This window comes from Actinopolyspora lacussalsi subsp. righensis, from assembly GCF_900116555.1.
Taxonomy (GTDB): Bacteria; Actinomycetota; Actinomycetes; order Mycobacteriales; family Pseudonocardiaceae; genus Actinopolyspora; species Actinopolyspora lacussalsi.
On record NZ_FPAT01000002.1, the window covers coordinates 192,772 to 213,110 of the forward strand.

The following is a 20,339-nucleotide window of genomic DNA, read 5'->3' on the forward strand; positions in this document are numbered from 1 at the left end:
CCGTGTGGTGAACAAGAACGGGGCCCCGCCGCTGGGGGAAGGCGGCGAGGCCCCGAGCTCGGGGTGCCCGGATCCCGCGTCCCCGGCTAGGAGCCGGGCCGGTGCTCGCTCCCTCGATCCCGAGAACCGGTTCGCGTCCGGACGCCGGGCTCCGCGATGGAGCTCGGCCGTGTTTCGGTTATCGCGTCATCAGCGGATGTCGAGCTGCTGACCCGGGAAGATCAGGTCGGCGCTCTCCAGGATGTCGCTGTTGCGCTCGTAGATGTCCTGGTAGTTCACGCCGAACCGCTGACCGATCTCGCTCAGCGTGTCGCCGGAGCGGACGGTGTAGTCGGCGCCGTTCGAGCGCACCGTGGACTGCTGGGACTGCTGGGACTGCTGCCCGGAGTCCGACTCGGTCTCGGCGGGCTGCTCCTGCTTCGGGGCGGATTCCTGCGGCGCGGCTGCCTGCTCCTGGGCGGCGGAGTCCTCGGAGACGGTGCCCGCGCTCTCGGTGCTGCCGCTGACCCAGTTGGTCTTGGCGGTGCAGCCCGGCCAGGCACCGGGACCCTGCTGGGCCAGTACCTTCTTGGCGATGGCGATCTGCTCGGCACGGCTGGCCTGGTGGGCGTTCGGGGCGTATTGGTCACCGCCGAAGGCCGACCACGTCGAAGGGGTGAACTGCAGGCCGCCGTAGAAACCGTTGCCGGTGTTGATGTGCCAGTCACCGCTGGACTCGCACTGGGCGAGCTCGTCCCAGTCCGCGGCACTGGCCGGAGCGGCGACCGCGAGCGGCGTGGCCACCACAGCACCCGCGACGGCCACCCTGGCGGCGTTGCGAGTGAAATTCGACGACTTACGGTGCTTGCCCTTGTAACGAGCCATGTCCCTCTCTCCTGCCGCGCCTGCGGGAGTTCCGACGGCTCCGAAGGGAACCCGGATTCCGTGGAGTTTCGGGGGACTCCAGCGGTTTCCCGTCCCTGCCCGGTTTCGTTTCGTTCGGGGGTAGGAAGCCCGCCGGGCAGAGCTCGGCGCTGCGGACTTCCCGGTTTCTCGTTGTTCCGGTCGGTTCGGGGCCGACCGATGGGAACAGTACGTAATCGGGCAAGCGAACGGAAACTTAATGGAATGTGATGCTAGTCACAGTAACATGGTTTCGGGGTCACTCGATCAGGGGTGTTTATGCAGCGCACAGCGTTGTTATCAAGACGTTTCCGAGTCGATATCGATCACTCGCGGTGAGGTCTGAGTCACCTTTGCGGACCCGGTTTCGATTGCACAGATCCAGTGTGGTAGGTTCACTCTGTCATTTTTCGCCGCCGTGTGGAAGGAAGTTGCGCGACGGACGGTTCCGCCACTCTTAGCTAATCGGTGGTCGCGAAGCGCAGTCGAAAACGGTTCATCGGGTGATCCGTCACCCGGTTGTGGAATGCGGAAGATGTGGCGCCGGAAACGCGGCTGTGAGATCCCGCTAAAATCACGCAAAAGAGTTAGGCAGGCACGCCGAGGCATGGCCTCCGGCGTGTCGGTTCCTCGCCGCTGTTGTGCCCAGCCCGGGCTTCCCGGTCGGTGGTTCTCGGCCGGCGGTCGACAGCGACTGGTGAAAAGTCGAGGTGTCGGTCGGATCATCGGGATGCGGACCCGCTCAGCCGCCCGCGAACGGTGGCAACACGTCGAACTCGGCCCCGTCCGGAACCGACACGGTCTCGTCCCGCACGGCCACCCCGTCGAGCAGGAACCCGCACGCTCCGACGACCCGGGTCAACGGTTCCTCGTGCGTTGCCAGTACGGCTCGGACCACGTCGGCCGCGGACACCGGCACGTCAGCGGCGCTCGGGCTCACCCGCAGCGTCTCCTCCGCGACTCCGGCCGCCGCGCGGGCACCCGCGAAGTACCGCACCCGCACCGCGACCGTCGTCGCCGCGGCGGAGCCCGTCGGCGGTGGTTCCGCGGGCTCCGGTGGGACGAGCTGTGTTTCCTGCCGGTCGTCCATCATCGGCCGAGGAGTCCTTTCGGGATGCCGTGTCGGCTCGTGGAGATGCCGTGTCGGCTCGGAGGTCCGGACACGCGCCGGTCGGCGCCTGCCGAACCACCGAGCGAGTAACGCGTCGAGAGGTTCTAACCGCCGATCGAGCTCATCGGGCGGGAAGGCTGCGCGAAGCCCTCCTCGTCCATGCCGTGACCCGCGGCCTTGGCCCACATGGTCTCCCGCCACAGTCGGGCGAGTTCCTCGTTGTCGGCGCCCTCCCGCATCGGTTCACGCAGGTTGGTCTCGGTCTGCGAGAACAGGCAGGAGCGCAGCTGCCCGTCGGCCGTCAGCCTGGTGCGGTCGCACGTGGCGCAGAACGGCCTGGTGACCGAGCCGATCACTCCGACCGTCGCGGGGCCGCCGTCGACGAGCCAGCGTTCGGCCGGAGCCGAACCGCGTTCGGCGCTGTACGGGGTGAGGGTGAACTCCTCACCCAGCATCCGCAGGATCTCGTCCGCGGTGATCATCTCCTCGCGGTCCCAGCCGTGTTGCGGATCCAGCGGCATCTGTTCGATGAACCGCAGCTGGTAGCCCCGTTCCAGGCAGAACCGCAGCAGATCGCAGGCCTCGTGATCGTTGGTGTTTCGCAGCAGTACGGCGTTGACCTTCACCGGTTCCAGTCCGGACTCCTTGGCCGCACGCAGTCCGTCCAGCACGTCGTCGAACCGGTCCCGGCGCGTCAGCCGGTGGAACGTTTCCCGATCCAGGGTGTCCAGCGAGATGTTCACTCGGTCGAGCCCCGCCGTGGCCAGCTGATCGGCGAACCTGCCCAGGTTGATGCCGTTGGTGGTCAGCGAGGTCTTGGGAGCCCGCGGCAGCTCGCTGGTGGCGGTGATGATGTCCACCAGGTCCTGCCGCAGCAGCGGTTCACCACCGGTGAAGCGGACGTTGGTCACCCCGAGTTCGCGTACCGCGAGCTCGATGAGCCGGATCATCTCCCCGGTGTCGAGCATCTCGGAGCGCTTCATCCACGGCAAGCCCTCGGCGGGCATGCAGTAGGTGCAGCGCAGATTGCACTTGTCTATCAGGGACACCCGCAGGTCGGTCGCGATCCGTCCGAAGCGGTCGACCAGGTACGGCGTATCCGGACGCGCCGACGTGTCGATCGTCCGGCGGGCGACCGGGATGCCCAGGTCCACGGAAGTCACACCGCTCAGCGTAACCGCCAGGCCGGGGTGAATTCGATCGCGCGAAACGGTTTTGTGCCGGTGCGCTCAATCGGTAAGGCCGCGACCGCGTGGGGTTCGGAGAAAAACACGAAAACTTCTTCATTCCGTGAAAGCGGAACAAAACCCCTGGATCGAACCGCATTCGCGCGTTTAACGTGTTTTTCGTGCCGCAATATCGTGTTTCCGAGGCAGCGGAACTGCTCGGCGTCAGCGACGACACCGTTCGACGTTGGGTGGACGCGCAGCAACTGCCCGTCGAGTCGGACGATTCCGGTCGCCTGGTGATCGAGGGCTCGGCGCTGGCCGAATTCGCCCGCGCCAGAGCCAGAGCCGCCCGTGACCCCTCCGGGATCGAGCGCTCCGCGCGCAACCGCTTCGTCGGGCTGGTCACCGAGGTCACCTCGGACACCGTCATGTCGCAGGTCGAGCTCCAGTGCGGGTCCCAACGGGTGGTTTCGCTGTTGAGCACCGAAGCGGTGACCGACCTCGGGCTCCGCCCGGGAGTGCTGGCGGTGGCCGTGGTCAAGTCCACCGCCGTGGTAATCGAGACCCCCGGAGGTGGGCAATGAACCGCACGCCTCGCGGCGCGGCTCCGACGGCGGTGCTGGTGGTCCTGTTCTCCCTGCTCAGCGGCTGCGGTGCCGCGTCGAGCGATCGGAACACCCTGACGGTACTGGCCGCGGCCTCACTGACCGAACCCTTCCGCGAGATCGGCGACGAGTTCTCGAAGCGCGACCCCGACGTCGACATCCGGTTCAACTTCCAGGGCTCCTCGCTGCTGGCGGAGCGGATCAGGCAGGGCAGCGGCGGTGACGTGTTCGCCTCCGCGAACACCGACATGATGGCCAGGGTCCGCGGGGCCGACACGCTCGCGGGTGAACCCCACACCTTCGCCACCAACCAACTGACCATAGTGGTCCCGCCGGGCAATCCGGCGGGAGTCGAGTCGCTCGCCGACCTCACCGACTCCGACACCTCGCTCGTCGTCTGCGCCCCGCGGGTGCCGTGCGGTTCGGCCACCGAACAGGTCGAGTCCGCTTCCGGCGTGCGGCTCGACCCGGTCAGTGAGGAGAGCGACGTCAAGAACGTGCTGCACAAGGTCGTCGCGGGTGAGGCCGACGCCGGGCTCGTCTACGTCACCGACGCCGGTTCCGCCGGTGACGAGGTCGAGGCGATCGACTTCCCGACCTCCGACGAGGTGATCAACGAGTACCCGATCGCCCGCCTGGACGCGGCGGAGCACCCGGAACTCGCCGGCCGGTTCGTCGAATTCGTGCGCGGTGAACGGGGACAGCGGATCCTCGGCGAGTACGGCTTCGGTGCGCCGTGAGCGAATCGGGGCCACGACGCATCCGTCTCCCCGCCCGGCGCGCACGTGCCGGGGAGCGGCCGGTGGGGGTCCCCCTGCCGCTGCGGCTTCCCGCCCTGCTGGCGCTGGCGCTGATCGTGCTGCCGGTGCTCGGGCTGTTCGCCCGTATCGACCCCGGACGGTTGCCCGCGCTGCTCACCAGCTCGACCGCGCTGACCGCGCTGGAGCTGTCGGTGCGGACCGCGCTGACGGCGACCGTGCTGGCGCTGCTGCTCGGCGGACCACTGGCCGTGGTGCTGGCGCGTTCCCGCTTTCCCGGGCTGCGATTCGTGCGCGGGTGCGTGCTGCTGCCGCTGGTGCTGCCCCCGGTGGTCGGCGGGCTGGCACTGCTCTACCTGCTGGGCCGCACCGGCTCCCTCGGAGGGCCGCTGCGCGACTGGTTCGGACTGACCCTGCCGTACACCACCACCGCCGTGGTGCTGGCGCAGACCTTCGTCGCCATGCCGTTCCTGGTGGTGAGTCTGGAAGGAGCGCTGCGCGCGGCGGGAACCGAGTACGAGCGGGTCTCGGCCACCCTGGGGGCCGGGCCGTGGCTGACCTTCCGGCGCGTCACACTGCCCATGCTGCTTCCCCCGCTGGGGTCCGGCCTGGTGCTGACCTTCGCACGCGCGCTCGGCGAGTTCGGGGCCACCATCACCTTCGCGGGGAGCCTGCGCGGCACCACACGGACGCTGCCGCTGGCCATCTACACCGAAGCGCAGGCCGACGTGGATGCCGCCGTGGCGATGTCGTTGCTGCTGGTGGCCATCGCCCTGTTGGTCATCCTCGTCGCCCGACCGAAGGCGGTGGAAGGACGTGCCTGACCGTATCGACGGCCCTGACCGTATCGACGGGTCCGAGCTCGCGGGGGACGCCACCGTGCCCTCCCCGGCGAACCCGCCCGGCGGGGGAGAGGCCGCCGAGGAGAGCGGGCTGGTCGCCGAGGTTCGGCTGCGGCGCGGCGATTTCACGCTCGAACTGGCCTGCCGGGTGCCCCCCGGTGAAGTGCTGGCCGTGCTCGGCCCGAACGGGGCGGGCAAGTCCACGCTGCTGACCGCGCTGACCGGCTCCGTTCGTCCGGAACAAGGCAGGATCCGGCTCGCGGACCACACCTGGTTGGACACCCGACGTCGGATCGACGTCCCCACCCATCGCCGCGGCGTCGGACTGCTCGCCCAGCGGGCGATGCTGTTCCCGCACCTCACGGCGCTGGACAACGTGGCATTCGGGATACGCGCCTCGGGCGTCCGGAGGAAACCGGCACGGCGCGCCGCGCTGGAATGGCTGCGGCGAACCGAGACCGGCGATCTCGGTGACCGCGAACCGTCCGAGCTGTCCGGCGGACAGGCGCAGCGGGTCGCGTTGGCACGGGCGCTGGCCGCCGAGCCCGAACTGTTGCTGCTCGACGAGCCACTGTCCGCGTTGGACGTGGCGGCGGCTCCCGCGATGCGGGGGCTGCTGCACCGGGTGCTGGGGCAACAGCGACGGCCCTGCGTGCTCGTGACGCACGACGTGCTCGACGCGGTGGTGCTCGCCGACCGGGTTCTGGTGCTCGACCGGGGTGCCGTGGTCGAGCAGGGCAGCACCCACCGGGTGCTGTCCCGCCCCAGGACCGCGTTCACCGCGCGGATCGCCGGTCTCAACCTGATCACCGGCACCGCCACCGGCGAGACCGTACGGACACCGCGGGGCAGGGCGCTCCACGGCAGCGCGGCCGAACCGATCACTCCCGGAGAACCCGCCGCCGCCGTGTTCCCACCGACGGCGGTGGCGGTGTATCCCCACGCGCCCGAGGGGAGCCCGCGCAACGCGATCCCGGTACGGGTGGTCGGTATGGAACCCCGTGGCGACGCGATCAGGCTTCGAGGCGAGACCGACTCGCACGACTCGGAGGCCGCACTGGCCGCCGACATCACCCCCGCCGCCGTCGCCGAGCTGGGGTTGCGGATCGGAGACGAGGTTTTTTTCGCGGTCAAGGCCACCGAAGTGGCCATACACCCGGTTTCCGGTGGATGATCGAGGGGTGACTGAGATATCCCCCTGGACCTACCTGATGGACATGGACGGCGTGCTGGTGCACGAGGAACACATGGTTCCCGGTGCGAACGAGTTCCTCGCCGACCTGCACGAACACGGGCTCCCCTTCATGGTGTTCACCAACAACTCCGTCTACACCAGGCGAGACCTGCGGGCGCGGCTGCAACGCAGCGGGTTGGACGTGCCGGAGTCGTCGATCTGGACCTCCGCGCTGGCCACCGCGCAGTTCCTGGACCAGCAGCGCCCCGGTGGCTCCGCCTACGTGGTGGGCGAGTCCGGACTGACCACGGCGCTGCACGACATCGGCTACGTGCTCACCGACCGCGAGCCCGACTACGTGGTGCTCGGCGAGACTCGCACCTACAGCTTCGAGGCGATCACCAAGGCCATCCGGCTCGTCGAGGGCGGTGCCCGGTTCATCGCGACCAACCCGGACGAGAAGGGACCCAGCCGGGAGGGGACCCTGCCCGCCACGGGAGCGGTCGCCGCGCTCATCGAGCGGGTGACCGGGCGCGAGCCCTACTACATCGGCAAACCGAACCCGCTGATGATGCGTTCGGCGCTGCGGGAGCTCAAGGCCCACTCGGAGAACACCCTGATGATCGGTGACCGGATGGACACCGATGTTCGCTCCGGACTGGAGTCGGGGTTGCAGACGATCCTGGTGCTGTCCGGAATCTCGGACCGCGACACCGCCGAGCACTTCCCGTACCGCCCCACCAAGGTCATCGACTCCGTGGCGGACCTGGCCGGGCGAGTGGCCAACCCCTTCGACTGATCGGGCCCCTTCGACTGATCGGGGTCAGTTCGTCCTCGATCGGGTGCGCCGGACCGGGGTACTCCGCCCGGGCGGTCGTACGCGGCACGAGCCCGAGCGGGCACCCGTTCGTCACGTCGGAGCCCACACGACAGCGCCCGAGGGGAGGCCGCGGCGGTGCCGAACACCGGGGGCGGGTGTCGGCGCTGCCGCGCCGATCGTGCTCGTCCGACGTTCCCGGGCTTTCGGAATCGCGAAGCGACTGCCTGCTCGTGGCGGCTCGACCGGGAGCCGAGCGCGCGCCGCACCGACCGTCACCGACGCGGCACCAGCGCGTGGGCGTCGTCGGTGTCCACGATCCGCTTGCCGAACGGCACCAGCGAGACGGGAACGAGCTTGAAGCTGGCGACCCCCAGCGGGATCCCGATGATCGTCAGGCACATCGCCACCCCCGTGGTGATGTGTCCCAGCGCCAGCCACCAGCCTGCCAGGATGATCCACAGCACGTTGCCGATCGCCGAGAACGCCCCCGAGCCGTGTTCGTCGACCAGTCGCCGACCGAAGGGCCACAGCGCGAAGTTCGCCATCCGGAACGAGGCGATGCCGAACGGGATGCCGATGATCGTCACGCACAGCAGTATCCCGGCGAATACGTAGCCGAGCGCCATCCAGAAGCCGCTTAGCACCAGCCAGACGATGTTGAGAAGCAGTCGCATGACACCACGGTGCCAGCTCCCGGCGCGGGCCGGTTCGGGGAGAACCCCCAGTTTTTCGGAGAAGTTCCGGTTTCGCGGTCGGCTCGCACCGCCGCCGGGCCTTCCGCCGCGCCGCCCGACGTGTCGTCACGCCGCGAGCGTTCCCTCCAGCACGGTCACCGCACGTCCTCCCAGCGTTACCCGTCGACCTTCCAACCGGGCCCGCACCGTTCCGCCGCGTGCCGATGCCTGCTCACCCACCAACTCCGTGCGTCCCAGCCGCTCCGCCCACCAGGGCGCCAGCGAACAGTGGGCCGAGCCCGTCACGTGATCCTCGGGCGCTCCCACGGCGGGAGCGAAGAACCTGCTGACGAAGTCCACCTCCGGTCGGTCGCTCGCGGCGGTGACGATCATGCCGCGCTCGGCGATTCGCGGTACTTCCGAGAGGTCGGGGCGCAGCTCGCGCACCAGTCCCGCGTCGTCGAGGTGAACCAGCAGGTCGGTGTCGCTGCGGGCCACGGCGATCACCCGCTCGGGGGCGATGTCGCCGAGCGCGGCCATGACGGGGAGGTCCTCGGCCGGTTCGTTCGGCCGCATCGGGAAGTTCATCTCCACCGTGCCGTCGGAGTTAGCGGTGCAGGTCAGCTCACCGCTGCGGGTGTCGAACCGCTGCGAACCGCCGAGCACGTGGGCGGTGGCGAGCGTGGCGTGCCCGCAGAGGTCCACTTCGGTGGTGGGACTGAACCAGCGCAGTGGCTTCGCTGCGTGCTCGGCGACCCCGGTGACCACGAACGCGGTCTCGGCCTGGTTGAACTCGGCCGCCACCGCTTGCATCCAGGCCGGATCGGCGGGTTCGTCGAGCAGCACGACCGCCGCCGGATTGCCGCTGAAGGGGGTGTCGGTGAAGGAGTCGACGAGGTAGCTCCGCATGATCGTCACTCTATAGGGCTTCGTCCACTGGATTTTTCGAGGTGCTCGGCACCCGAATCCTCGCGTGAACCCTCGACGCCGGCGCGACAGTGCGCAATCATGCGGTTCCACTGCCCTGAACGGCGTAACGGAGGTAGTCGTGTCGCACACCGACCGCGCGGAGCCCGCTGTTCCGACCACCAGCCCCAGCTATTCCTCGGGGACCTCCGACGTCCCGCTCATCGGCGAGACCATCGGTGCCAACCTGCTGCACACCGCGGAGCGGTTCATCGACTCCGCACGCTGGATGCACACCGGCGATCTGGCCGTGATGGACGAGTACGGCTACGTCAGCGTCACCGGCCGCATCAAGGACATGATCATCCGGGGTGGCGAGAACATCTATCCCCGCGAGGTGGAGGAGTTCCTGTACACGCATCCGGACATCCTGGACGCCCAGGTGATCGGAGTACCGGACGAGCGCTACGGCGAGGAACTGATGGCCTGGGTCCGGTTGCGGGAGGGAGCCGAGGAACTCACCCCCGAGGCGCTGCGGGAGTTCTGCCACGGCGAGCTGGCGCACTACAAGATTCCGCGCTACGTGCGGGTGGTCGACGAGTTCCCGATGACGGTGACCGGCAAGGTGCGCAAGGTGGAGATGCGGGAGCGGGCGAAGGAGATGCTCGGGATCGGGTGAATCGGAGGGGAGGTGCGGGTATCGCGCCGGTGCGCCGCGACCCCTCGAATCCGCCGAGCCGGGCCGGGCTCTTCTCCGTCTTCCGGGAACCGCTCCACCGCTTGCTCAGATGTCTTGTGCTCGCAGCACGTTCACCTGCAGGACAGCGTCACTGAGGATGAACGTGACGAGTATCAGTCCGTTGTCCGCGGTGGTCGTCCACTGATCCGTCCCCTCGTTGTACCGGCTGATCGACTTCGGATCGCTCGCCAACCGCGAGTTGAGTTGGTCAACTTTCTTGCGTCGATCAACGGATAGTTTGTTATACGCGTCGAGCGGGACATCGCTCCAGATGACTCGGTACTTCGCCATCAGCCGTCCATCCTCAGTCCCGAATCGGTTTCCCGGTGGACGCCGTGCTCGTCCCTGCGCCAGAGAACGCCGCTTTCGTCGCGTTGCCAGAATGTTCCGTCCGTGTCCTGTTGCCAGACCTTGGAGAAGTCGCCGCGTTCGGCACGTTCGATGGCGTCCCGCTCTTCGTCGGTGATCGGTTGGGCAGCGTTCACGGCGCTTCCCCACCAGCGAAGGAGGACTTCGTCGATGTGGGAGGTGTCGAAGTCCTGGGCGACTTCCCACAGCGCGCCCCGGAATTCCCGTTCGAACGCTGTGCGGTCCTCGCCTTCGAGGACCTCCCGGAAGACCTTGGCATCGCGGTGCACATTGCCCCGGATCTTCCAATCGCTGCTGTCGACCACGCTTTCTCCCTCGCCGGAAACCGCCCAGCGGCTACACCATCCACGACGGGAAGACGAGTGGGCGGCAACGCTGCTGTACCGGCAACCAGAGTGCCGGGGTGTCGAGCCGCGGTCCACGATCCGCGCGCTCTGTCAGACGAACGAGCTACGAAATCCGGCGAAGTCACGCATCCCGAGTGGCGAGCACCGCGCACTTCGGACGGTTGATCGAGACAACCGTGGTCCCCGGAGCGGTTGCCTCGGGTGTCCTTCGACCGGTCGAAGGACACCCGAGGTGCGGGATCGACTCCTCCCGCGGGCGGTCAGCGTGATCCGACGGCCTCGCTCAGAATCCGGTGTTGCCGTTGCAGGTGACCATCGCGTGCTGACCGTTGCTGGTGTTCTCGGCCAGGACCTCGCCGTCGACGGTGATCTTGCAGGTGATGTCGCCACCACTCTGCCCGTTCTGCGCCGTCAGCGAGTAGAACTGCACGCTGTCGGCGATCCCGGTCTCCTTGCTCCAGGGCAGTTCCGCGTTGGTCTGCTGGCTCGTCTGGGTGCCCTTGCCGTAGGTGATCGAGCTCGCGCCGCCGGATCCCGTGACCTCGTAGAGCACCTTGCCCGAGCCGGCGGCATCCTGACCGTCGCCGGAGGATTGCCCCTGCCCCTCGGAGTTCGTGCTCGACGACGGCGCCGACTGCTCCTGACCGCTCTGCCCCGGGCCGCTGTTCGTCTCGTTGAGTTGATCGTTGACCGCGTTGGTGAGGCTCACGAAGACGACGATCGAAACGATGAACGCGATCACTCCCAGTGCCAGCCCGATGTAGCTCATCACCAGGTTGGTGGCCGTGCCCTTGTGACCGCGCACCACGCCGATGATCCCGAAGATGATCGCCAGTGCCCCCAGGATGAAGCCGAAGAAACCGATAACCGGGATCCACGCCAGCAGGATTCCGACTATCGCCAGCACCAGGGCGGTGATTCCCATGCCGTTCTTCGGGGCAGCCTGTCCCGGCTGCTGATACATCTGTGCAACCTCTCTGTCGATTACGGACAGCGTGTCGCGCACGCTGTCCACGACATCGCCGCCGAGATCGAAATCGTTTCGGGGGCGGTGGTAACGAATCGGCTACGACCGGTTCCGGCCGCCGGACCGGCGATTTCGCGGGAAATCTACGCCTCGGCGGCCCGGCTCGGATTCGGGCTGGGATCACGAACCGTTCGCCCCACCCCGGTCGATCCGCTCCAGCTCCGCGGCGTCCTCCTCGCCGAACCGCTCCTCCAGCCGTTCCGGGGCGGCGTCGACGTCGATGCTCGCCACGTCGGCACCCCGAGCCGCCGAGATCGCGCCCAGTCGCCTGCCCGCCCGGTCGGAGGCGTACGCGGAGAGCTCGTCGAGGTCGAGGCCGAACGGTTCCTGGTCGCCGGCCCAGTCGGGCCGCCACTGGATCTGCTCGACCGCGTGGGGCAGCAGCTCGTCCATCCGCTGTTGCACGAGTTCCCAGTTGCGCTCGTCGGCTGCCACGTGTCGGCGACAGGTGAACGTCCCCCAGGCCATGTGGCGGCGTTCGTCGTCGCCGATCCGGCGGATCAGTTCCCGCATGCCGGGCAGGATGTCGCGCTCCCGACAGATCTTGTTCCACGCGTAGTAGCCGGTCAGCGCCAGCGTCCCCTCCACGATGTGGTTGTAGGTCACCGAGGCGCGCACCTGGTTGGCCGGGCTCGGATCCCGATGCAGCGAGTTCAGCGACTCGGGCAGCGCCTCGTAGAAGATCGCACGGTAACCCGGATTCTCCGCCACGTAAGGGTGCAGGTCCTCGGTCAGACCGACGGCGTCCAGCCAGAGCCTGAACCCCTGGGTGTGCTTGCTCTCCTCGAAGGCGAACTGCGTGAGGTAGATCTCGTCGGCGAACCGTCCCTCGGTGCCCATCGCCGAGACGAACGGCTGCAGATCCTCGGTGACCGCCTCCTCACCCGCGATGAACTGGGCGCAGAGCAGCGCGACCCCCTGCTGCTCCTGCTCGGTGAGCTCCCGGAAGTCGGCGGCGTCGCGACTGAAGTCGATCTCGGCCGGATTCCAGAACTTCGCGTTGCCCTTGTCGAACAGCCGCAGCGGTAACGCGTCCCAGTTGACGCCGCCCGCGCGCAGCGAGTGGAAGTCGGTGCGCTGTGCCGGGCTTCGGTCCGGTGCGGTGCTGCTCATGGTTCCACCTTCACGGGTTGTGACGAGGGCAACACCGAGTATTTTCGATACGCGTCAGTTTCGCGTCAAGGATCTCCGTGCGCCCCGCACCAACAGCGAGACCAGCGCGATCCCCAGGCCCAGCGGACACAGCATCGCGCACGCGTTGAGCCACCAGGGCAGGTCGCCGTAGCCCGCGGCCCAGAGCCCGAAGATCACCAGGATGACGACCAGTCCGGCGCAGAACATCCCCACTGCCACCGGTATCACGACGCCGCGTGCGGGTGCTGTCATGTGACCAGCCTATTGAAGCTCCTCGCTCGCCCTCGCCGGGTCCCTGTCCGCCGGGGCCCTGTCCGCCGGGGCCCTGTCCGCCGGGGCCCTGTCCGCCGGGGCCCCGAGCGCCGAACGGCAGCGAGCGACGGGGCTGAGCCGTCCGAGGGCTGACTCGTCCGAGGGGTGGTGCGGTGAGGGGACTGCCCACCGGTTTCGGTCACGCGGAGTGTCGGGGAACATCACGGGACGGGGTCTCCGATCGGACGCAACGCAGCCTGTGGCGTTGTTGTGCGCCCAGGGCCAGGTACGCTTGAAACCGACGCGTCCTGGAACGCAATCGCCGCAACAGGCTCGCAGTGGCCGTGAGGAGGTGGCGTGTCCGGGGCGCGTTCGTCGTGCCGGAGCAGTTTCCGATCGGCGCCGACGCTTAGTGGCAACAATCGAATGTAGGTAGCAACGTTTCCCGGAACCGCGCGGTACCAGTGCCGCATGGCCGGGAACACGTATCTGACAGGGAACGGTGAGGACTGTGCCGACCGGCAGGGTCAAGTGGTACGACGCGAACAAGGGCTTCGGCTTCGTGACCCAGGACGGTGGGGAGGACGTGTACGTGCGGGCCTCCGCGCTGCCGTCCGGGGTTGAGGCGCTCAAGACGGGGCAACGGGTCGACTTCGACCTGGCCCAGGGCCGCCGCGGTCCCCAGGCGCTCCGGGTGCAACTGCTCGATCCGCCCCCATCGGTGGTGGAAGCCCGTCGACGCCCTGCCGACGAGTTGCACGGCATGGTCGACGACATGATCAAGCTTCTCGAAGCCAGTGTGCTGCCCGAGCTCGACAAGGGGCGTTACCCGGACAAAAAGGTGGCCAAGCGGGTCGGTGGGGTCGTGCGTGCCGTGGCCCGCGAACTCGATCCGGGCGGCTCCTGAAGCTCACGCCGCCCCGAGTCCGAACGGTGTCCGATGCGAGACGGTCACGGTGAGGCGACGGGCCCGGCCTCATGCTCAGCTCGTCACCGGTTCCTGCTCTCGTGAGTTACCCACCAACCAGGTTCCGCCGATGACGAACTGCAGCTGACCGGTCTGGTTGACACTCACCGTGCCGTACCGCTGCACCTCCACCTGGTCCAGCCGTGCCCCGTCCTCGGGCAGCCGGAGGGTGTACGCGTGTTGCTCGTCCTCGCCGCTCATCACGCCGCTGCGGCCTCGCAGCCGTTCACCGGAGTCACTCAGGTAGGTGAACACCACCTGCCACGGCGCGGACGCGACCTCGTCGGGAACCGAGATCTGCAGCGGATAGCCGGCGGGCATCGGCAGTTCACCGGCGGCTTCCGGGTCCGGCTCGCCGCACTGCCTGGCGAGTCGTTCGCAGTACTGCACCGGCGGGACGCGTACGGACTCGCCGTGCGAGTAGAACGTCACGCCCGGTTCGTCCGGTACGGAACAGCCCGCCAGTAACAAGGGGGCCAGCATGAGCAGTGCTGTCAGTCCTCGGCGCACGCCGCTGACCTTACGACCCCGTGGCGCGGCCCGCCCGGCCCGGTCCCGCCGTCCGCCTCGATCCCGCCGCGCACCGCGATCCGCCGTCCTCCGCCCCCGGGCCGAGGACTCGACGCACGCGGTCACTCCACCGGCACGAAGCGCACTCGGAACATCTTCGGCCAGTTCTTCCCGGTGAGCAGGAATCTCCCCGGCTCCTCCGTGGCGGCTATCCCGTTGAGCACCCCGGCCCCTTCGGCCTGCTCGGAGTTGAGCAGGCCGCTCGCGTCCACCACAGCGGTCACCCGGCCGGTGTCCGGGTCGATGCGCACTATCGTGTCCGTGCGCCAGACGTTGGCCCACACCGAACCGTCCACGCACTCCAGTTCGTTCAGCTCCGTCACCGGCTCGTCTCCCAGCCGCACCGACACGCTGCCGCGTTCGGCGAACGATTCCGGATCACGGAAGGTCAGCTCGTCCGTGCCGTCGCTCATCACCAGTCTGTCCGCGAAGGAGCACAGGCCCCATCCCTCTCCTCGGTAATCGACGCGACGGATCTCACCGAGGTCGTCACTGTCGCGCAGCATCGCCGTTCCGGACTTCCAGGTCAGCTGCCAAACGCGGTCATCCGTCAGGGTGATGCCCTCGCCGAAGAACCGTTCCGGCAACCGGACCCGGGCCGACTCGCGCCCGGTTGTCAAGCTTTTCGCGCGCAGAACCGATTCACCACGTTTACCGGTGCTTTCGTAGAGTGTTCCCGAGTCAATTTCCAGACCCTGGGTGAACAAGGACGGATCATGTGGCAGAACGTGGATCACATCGGCACGCAGGTGTGGCACGCTGCCTTCGTGCCACAAGCCCTGTTCGCTCTCATCGCGGCCCTGGTAGCCGTGCTGTTCTGGTTGGTGCGGCGTTCCGCATCGAGAGATCATCAGGATCATCAGCGGAACGAGGCATACCAGCAGCAGCCTGCCGGTTCGACTCCGGCGTCCTCCGGTACGGATTCCTCTCCCGCGGAGGGGGAGCCGTCGGTGAGGTCCGATTCGAGTCCGCCCGCTCCGAATTCGCACCCCGAAAGCGTGGCACGCCCGGATACACCGCAAAACACGTGCGGCACAATCGGAAGTGTGACGCCTATGCCTGCTCCGATCAGCGACGTCGAGACGGCGTCCGCGCCAAGCACCGCTGCCGGGGGCGAGCGGCGACCCGATCCGAAACTCGCCGGGGCGGTGGAGACCGCGCGTTCCGCCGCCGAGGAGGAGGCCGTAATCGGCACCGACCCCACCGGCTCGCCGGTCCTCGTCATGGAGACGAACGGGGAAGCCGTCGGGGAGCACGTCGGTGTCGAGTACGAGTCCGAGCACGCTGCCACGCACTACTTCGAGACGACGTATCGGGGCTACGTCGGTTGGCGCTGGGCGGTGACCGTGGCCACCTCCGGCCCCGACGACCCGGTGACGGTCAGCGAGGTGGTGTTACTGCCCGGGCCGGAGGCACTGGTGGCCCCGGAGTGGCTGCCGTGGAGCGAACGGATCCGCCCCGGAGACCTGGGGGCGGGGGATCTGCTGCCCAGCGGGCAGGACGATCCCAGGCTCGCGGAGGGCACGCTGCCGGGGGACGACGATCCGGTGACGGAACTCGCCTACGAGGTGGGTGGCGGCAGGCAACGGGTGCTCAGCAGGGAGGGACGACTCGAAGCGGCCGAACGCTGGGAGTCCGGTGAGTTCGGCCCCGACAGCGAGACCGCCCGGCTGGCACCCGGACCTTGCGGTAGTTGCGGCTTCCTCCTACCACTGGCCGGATCCATGCGAGCGGCTTTCGGGGTGTGTGCCAACTCGGTCTCGCCCGCCGACGGGCGTGTCGTACACGTCGAGTTCGGCTGCGGAGCTCATTCCGAGGGCGAAGTGGACACTTCCTCCACCATTCCGGTCGCGGAGGTCGTCTACGACGACACGTCCCTCGACTTCGAGTCCCGGGACGCGAAGTGAGAGCCGATCCGGCGGAGCGCTACCGGGGATGAATCGCTCGGGCGCCGCTGGGTGCCCGTCGCGGGCTCGGCCGCCGAACGGCTTCGGAACGCACCAGAACGGCGCGCCGTCCCGGTTTCCGGGGCGGCGCGCTCGTTCCACCGGTGGCGACCTCCGGTGGCTTCCGAGGGCTTCGGCGGCTCAGTGCGCCGCTCGCAGCGCCGCCGTATCCACGGCGTAGGTGGCTACATCGGCGAAGTCCAGGATCGTGACGGTGTCCTCGCCCACGGTCCAGGCGTCGTGACCCGGTTCGATGTGGACCACCTCGCCCGCCTTGACCACGCCGTAGGAGCCGTCGTCCATGGCCACGTGCAGGTTTCCGGTGAGCAGGTAGGCCACATGGCGTTGCTGACAGGTCTCGGTGCCAACCAGTGGTGCCACGTCCCGCGACCAGTGCCAGCCGGGTTCGAGTACGAACCTCCCGACGGCGGAACCGTGCAGGTCGAACAGTTCCAGCCTGCCGTGCGGGAACTCGCGGATCTCGGTGGGATCCGCGAACGACATCGATACCAGTGATTGCATGATCTTCCCCCTGACTGATGTTCTCCGGTCGGGTCGACGTCCGGATGACGTCCCCGCACCGGGTGCCGAACCGCGCTTCCGCTCCTGGCCGCTTCTCCCGCGCGTGCTGCCGCAGTGACTCCCCGCCTCGACGTGGGGCGCCCGGATTCGTCCGAGCGGCATCGGCTCGCGGTGGTTCCGTCCGGTGAGCGCCTCGGCGAGGTCGCGCGGAAGCCGCCGCGGCCGTCCCGAACCGCCGTGCGGACCGGTCACTCCGCTCGTGCCGGTTCGATCGTGGCGCTCGTCGAACGTGCTCGGCGGAACCGCTCGTCGCGGTGGCCTCGTCCGAGCCCCTGATCGCCGTCCGGTGAGCGGGTGTCCTCGCAGGATACAGTGACACCCCGGGAAAAGCCCGGTAAAGCGGCCTGTTCAAGAGGACGAAGTTGAGCGATTCAGCGGACAACGTGGCCACGGACGACTCGTCCGATCCGTTCGGCACGGCGGCGTTGCGCGCCGCCGTGCTGGATGCCTGGCGCGGCTCGCCCACCCGGTTCCGGGAGGACGCCAACGCGGAGGAGGACCTCCGGCTGGGCGGCTACCGGGACCGGCTGCTGGTCGAACTCGCCCAGAACGCCTCGGACGCGGCACGCGCGGCCGGGACGACCGGACGGTTGTCGGTCCGGCTCGTCGACGGCGAGCTCCGGGTGGCCAACACCGGGAAGCCGCTCGACGGGACGGGCGTCTCGGGACTGACGGCGTTGCGCGCCTCACCCAAACGTGCCGAACCGTCCGTCGGCAGGTTCGGTGTGGGCTTCGCGGCGGTGCTGGCTGTCACCGACGCCCCCAGGCTGGCCACGGCCGCGGGTGGTGTGGAGTTCTCGGCCGCCCGGACCCGTGACGAGGTGGCGGCGTTGGCCGAGTCGAGTTCGGAGACGCCCGCCGCCGTGACGGAACTGGCCTCCCGCGGCGGTCAGGTGCCGGTCCTGCGGCTCGGTTGGCCGACCGACGAGCGGCCCCCCGAAGGGTTCGACACCGAAGTCGTGCTGCCGTTGCGCTCCGACATCGATGGCGAGAAACTGCTGGACGACATGGCGGAGCAGGTGGTGGACCTGCTGCTGGCGCTGCCCGCCCTGCACCACGTCGACATCGGTGACCGGCACTGGTCCCGCACGGATTCCACCGACGACGGGGTAGTGGTGCACACCCCCGAAACCACCCGGAACTGGCTGGTCGAACGCGCGACCGGGGAGTGGCCGGAGTCCACGCTCAGCGGCATAGGGGTGGAGCAGCGCGAGCACTCGCGTTGGTGGATCTGCTGGGCGGTGGAGCTGGCCGGTGACGGTACCGTGCTGCCGTCGCGCGGCGACGTGCTGCACGCACCCACCCCAACCGAGGAACGGCTCTCGCTGCCCGCCCGGTTGTTGGCGGGCGTACCCGTGGAGCCGGACCGCAGGCGGGTATCGGAGTCACCCGCCACGAGGGTGGTGCTGGAGCGGGCCGCCGCTGCCTACCCGCTGCTGCTCTCGCGGTTGGAACCGCTCGAACGGTCCGCGCTGGTCCCGGAACCCGGATTTCCGCTGTCGGACACCGACGAACGGTTGCGCCGCGACGTCGTCGAGCGGCTGACCGAGGCCGACTGGTTGCCCGCCGCCGACGGTTCGATGATCGCGCCCCACCGCGCGACCGTGTTGGACCCGTTCGCCCCCGAACTGGTCGAACTGCTCGCCGAAGTGGTGCCGGGCCTGCTCAGAGCGGACCTTTCGGAGTCCCCGCACGCCACCGCGCTGCGTTCCCTGGGAGTGCACCGCATGGGAGCGGCCGAGGTCGTCGAAGCCGTGACCGGGCTCGACAGGCCCGCGGCATGGTGGCGGCGGTTGTACGAGGCGTTGCTGCCGATCGAGCGTGCCGACCGCACGGCCCGCGAGGAGCTCACCGCGCTGCCGGTTCCGCTGGCCGACGGTCGAACCGTGACCGGAGTGCGGGACCTGCTGCTGCCCGGCGACGGTGCGGAGGAAGCCGTGGCGGCACTGGCCGAACTGGACGTGACCGGGCTGCGGATCGCGGCGGCCGAGGCGGTGCATCCGCTGCTGGAACGTCTCGGCGCGCACCACGCGGGGGCTTCCGAACTGCTGGACGCGCCCGCACTGGTCGAGGCGGTGCACAACAGCGTGGCCGACGCACGGGCCGGAGCCGATCCCATGCGGCTGGCCGAGCCGGTGCTTCGGCTGGTGGGTGAGACGGGCCACCGCGACTGGCTGGGTGCGTTGGCGTTGCCGGACTCCGACGGTGAGGTACGCCGTGCCGACGAGCTGTTGTTGCCGGACGCGGCACTGCTGGAAGTGCTCGATCCGCACGCCGTCGGCCCCGACGCGCCGTTGCAGACCGTCGCGGGGCACGTGGTCGAGCGGTGCTCGGCCGAGCGGCTCCGTTCCGTCGGGGTGCTGGACTCGTTCGCCGTGCTGGTCGAGGAGGAACCCACCTCACCCCACGAGGGAGTGGCCGACGCCGAGGTCTGGTGGCGAGAGTCGGAACGCCTGCGCGGCGACGAGTGGCCGCCCCACCGGTTCGTCGGAGTGCGGGACCTGGATCTGGTCGCCGAGGATTCCTGGCCCGCGGCGCTGCGGCTGCTCACCGCCGACCCCGAAACCGCCCGCGCCCTGCGCGAGCCCGACGGCTACACCCCCTGGTGGATAGCCCGGTTCGCCGTGCTGGGTGGGCGTTCCCCGAGGCAATGGCGGCTCGCGGACGCCGAACAGCTCGCGGGACTCTACGACCCGGTGCCCGATGTCGGTGTGGACGAACGAACCCTGCGGCTCGTGGGGGTACGTGCCGAACTGACGGTGCACGACACGGCGGATGCCGCCGAGCTGGTGGCGCGACTCGCTGATCCGGAACGCGGGGTGCGCGCGGGACTGACGCTGGGTGCCCACCGCGCGTTGGCGGAGGCGGTGGCCTGCGACCGGATCGATCCGGGCGAGGTCGACCCGCCACGAGCGGTGCGGTCGGTCAGCTCGGCGGTGGTCTCCGCCGATCGCGCGGTGGTGCTGGACGAGCCGTGGTTGCTGGGGGTCTTCGAACCGGCTCTGGTGGTGGCGGGCGGAAACTCGCACGAGTTCGACGCCGAGTCGCTCGCCGAGTTGCTCGATCTTCCGCTGGCTTCCGAGCAGGGGGTGGTCGAGATACTCGGGCAGGGCGTCACGCAGTCCTGGCAGGACGTGGCCAGGGTGCCGGGCGCTTGCGAACTGCTCGGGGTGCCCGTGCCCCACGGCGAGGTCGAACTGCGGGACGGCCTGCGGGTGCGTACCTCGGAAGGGGAGCACCGGGTGCACTGGTGGGTCGACAACGCCGGTGCGATCTACAGCGAGCGGAGCTCGGACGGATTGGCCCGGGCGCTGGCCTGGGCGGTCGATCGTTGGCAGGACCGGTTCACCCTGGCGGCGCTGCTGGCCGACCCGGACGCCACCACGCTGCTCCGCTGAGGTACCCGCCCGGTGCGGTTGCCGCCGCTCGGTTGCGGAGCGGCTCACCTTCGGGGCGGCGTCGATT

21 protein-coding genes and 1 pseudogene are annotated in these 20,339 nt (G+C 68.9%); 9 read left to right on the top strand and 13 right to left on the bottom strand.

The annotated features are described in order from the left end of the window. Positions 1 to 189 precede the first annotated feature (189 nt). From BM394_RS23490 to moaA, 3 genes are all read right to left on the bottom strand, one after another. On the bottom strand, positions 190 to 864 hold the full coding sequence (locus BM394_RS23490; RefSeq protein WP_092974184.1) for a LysM peptidoglycan-binding domain-containing protein: 675 nt from the start codon (positions 862 to 864) through the stop codon (positions 190 to 192). Positions 865 to 1,624: 760 nt separating this feature from the next. Then, entirely contained in the window at positions 1,625 to 1,972 is a 348-nt protein-coding gene (locus BM394_RS04360; protein WP_342752640.1) for a MoaD/ThiS family protein, read from the bottom strand. Between the two features lie 125 nt (positions 1,973 to 2,097). Further along, entirely contained in the window at positions 2,098 to 3,156 is a 1,059-nt protein-coding gene (gene moaA, locus BM394_RS04365; protein ID WP_175496817.1) for a GTP 3',8-cyclase MoaA, read from the bottom strand. A 185-nt stretch (positions 3,157 to 3,341) separates the two neighbouring features. Here moaA and BM394_RS04370 point away from each other — a divergent pair, with 185 nt between their 5' ends. From BM394_RS04370 to BM394_RS04390, 5 genes are all read left to right on the top strand, one after another. Beyond that, complete coding sequence (locus BM394_RS04370) at positions 3,342 to 3,746, top strand: TOBE domain-containing protein (RefSeq protein WP_092975010.1); 405 nt, start codon at positions 3,342 to 3,344, stop codon at positions 3,744 to 3,746. Then, positions 3,743 to 4,507 (top strand): molybdate ABC transporter substrate-binding protein, encoded by a 765-nt coding sequence (gene modA / locus BM394_RS04375; RefSeq protein WP_092974187.1) that lies wholly within the window; start codon positions 3,743 to 3,745, stop codon positions 4,505 to 4,507. The genes BM394_RS04370 and modA overlap by 4 nt, the downstream gene beginning before the upstream one ends. A 62-nt stretch (positions 4,508 to 4,569) precedes the next feature. Further along, complete coding sequence (locus BM394_RS04380) at positions 4,570 to 5,349, top strand: ABC transporter permease (protein WP_245779961.1); 780 nt, start codon at positions 4,570 to 4,572, stop codon at positions 5,347 to 5,349. Positions 5,350 to 5,404: 55 nt separating this feature from the next. Beyond that, positions 5,405 to 6,541, top strand: coding sequence for a sulfate/molybdate ABC transporter ATP-binding protein (locus BM394_RS04385; protein ID WP_425427647.1), 1,137 nt, complete (start codon positions 5,405 to 5,407; stop codon positions 6,539 to 6,541). Positions 6,542 to 6,578: 37 nt separating this feature from the next. After that, on the top strand, positions 6,579 to 7,340 hold the full coding sequence (locus tag BM394_RS04390; RefSeq protein WP_175496830.1) for an HAD-IIA family hydrolase: 762 nt from the start codon (positions 6,579 to 6,581) through the stop codon (positions 7,338 to 7,340). 293 nt (positions 7,341 to 7,633) lie between these two features. On the opposite strand, the gene BM394_RS04395 is transcribed toward BM394_RS04390, so the two are convergent. Beyond that, the gene (locus BM394_RS04395; RefSeq protein WP_092974193.1) at positions 7,634 to 8,035 is read right to left on the bottom strand and encodes a YccF domain-containing protein; all 402 of its coding nucleotides are present in this window, start codon (positions 8,033 to 8,035) and stop codon (positions 7,634 to 7,636) included. 126 nt (positions 8,036 to 8,161) lie between these two features. Continuing rightward, a complete protein-coding gene (locus BM394_RS04400; RefSeq protein WP_092975016.1) occupies positions 8,162 to 8,944 on the bottom strand; it encodes a PhzF family phenazine biosynthesis protein in 783 nt (260 codons plus the stop codon). Positions 8,945 to 9,197: 253 nt separating this feature from the next. Between BM394_RS04400 and BM394_RS04405 the strand changes: the two are divergent. Next, positions 9,198 to 9,620, top strand: a pseudogene (locus BM394_RS04405) (AMP-binding enzyme); the annotation flags it as partial. Positions 9,621 to 9,725: 105 nt separating this feature from the next. On the opposite strand, the gene BM394_RS04410 reads toward BM394_RS04405, so the two are convergent. The 5 genes from BM394_RS04410 to BM394_RS04430 all read right to left on the bottom strand — a co-directional run bounded on the left by BM394_RS04410 (position 9,726) and on the right by BM394_RS04430 (position 12,809). Next, positions 9,726 to 9,971, bottom strand: a complete 246-nt coding sequence (locus BM394_RS04410) for a hypothetical protein (protein ID WP_092974196.1) — start codon at positions 9,969 to 9,971, stop codon at positions 9,726 to 9,728. After that, the gene (locus BM394_RS04415; protein ID WP_092974199.1) at positions 9,971 to 10,354 is read right to left on the bottom strand and encodes a DUF6247 family protein; all 384 of its coding nucleotides are present in this window, start codon (positions 10,352 to 10,354) and stop codon (positions 9,971 to 9,973) included. Before BM394_RS04415 ends, BM394_RS04410 begins: the two co-directional genes overlap by 1 nt. Positions 10,355 to 10,679: 325 nt before the next feature. After that, positions 10,680 to 11,360 (bottom strand): MmpS family transport accessory protein, encoded by a 681-nt coding sequence (locus tag BM394_RS04420; protein WP_092975019.1) that lies wholly within the window; start codon positions 11,358 to 11,360, stop codon positions 10,680 to 10,682. A 183-nt stretch (positions 11,361 to 11,543) separates the two neighbouring features. Next, on the bottom strand, positions 11,544 to 12,536 hold the full coding sequence (locus BM394_RS04425) for a R2-like ligand-binding oxidase (protein WP_092974202.1): 993 nt from the start codon (positions 12,534 to 12,536) through the stop codon (positions 11,544 to 11,546). 54 nt (positions 12,537 to 12,590) lie between these two features. Then, positions 12,591 to 12,809 (bottom strand): hypothetical protein, encoded by a 219-nt coding sequence (locus BM394_RS04430; RefSeq protein WP_092974205.1) that lies wholly within the window; start codon positions 12,807 to 12,809, stop codon positions 12,591 to 12,593. Between the two features lie 511 nt (positions 12,810 to 13,320). Between BM394_RS04430 and BM394_RS23645 the strand changes: the two genes are divergently transcribed. Then, positions 13,321 to 13,716, top strand: coding sequence for a cold shock domain-containing protein (locus tag BM394_RS23645; RefSeq protein WP_092628913.1), 396 nt, complete (start codon positions 13,321 to 13,323; stop codon positions 13,714 to 13,716). Positions 13,717 to 13,791: 75 nt separating this feature from the next. Here BM394_RS23645 and BM394_RS04440 read toward each other — a convergent pair whose 3' ends face one another. After that, positions 13,792 to 14,286, bottom strand: a complete 495-nt coding sequence (locus BM394_RS04440; protein ID WP_092975022.1) for a DUF2771 family protein — start codon at positions 14,284 to 14,286, stop codon at positions 13,792 to 13,794. A gap of 122 nt (positions 14,287 to 14,408) precedes the next feature. Then, positions 14,409 to 15,206 (bottom strand): glutaminyl-peptide cyclotransferase, encoded by a 798-nt coding sequence (locus BM394_RS04445; protein WP_092974208.1) that lies wholly within the window; start codon positions 15,204 to 15,206, stop codon positions 14,409 to 14,411. A 195-nt stretch (positions 15,207 to 15,401) separates the two neighbouring features. Here BM394_RS04445 and BM394_RS04450 point away from each other — a divergent pair, with 195 nt between their 5' ends. Further along, positions 15,402 to 16,253, top strand: coding sequence for a DUF3027 domain-containing protein (locus BM394_RS04450; protein WP_092974211.1), 852 nt, complete (start codon positions 15,402 to 15,404; stop codon positions 16,251 to 16,253). A 180-nt stretch (positions 16,254 to 16,433) separates the two neighbouring features. Here the strand turns inward: BM394_RS04450 and BM394_RS04455 are convergent, their stop codons facing one another. Then, positions 16,434 to 16,814 carry a cupin domain-containing protein gene (locus tag BM394_RS04455; protein ID WP_092975025.1) on the bottom strand — a complete coding sequence of 127 codons (381 nt, stop codon included), beginning with the start codon at positions 16,812 to 16,814 and terminating at the stop codon, positions 16,434 to 16,436. Between the two features lie 422 nt (positions 16,815 to 17,236). Between BM394_RS04455 and BM394_RS04460 the strand changes: the two genes are divergently transcribed. Continuing rightward, positions 17,237 to 20,272, top strand: coding sequence for a sacsin N-terminal ATP-binding-like domain-containing protein (locus tag BM394_RS04460; protein ID WP_245779964.1), 3,036 nt, complete (start codon positions 17,237 to 17,239; stop codon positions 20,270 to 20,272). Positions 20,273 to 20,339: the final 67 nt, after the last annotated feature.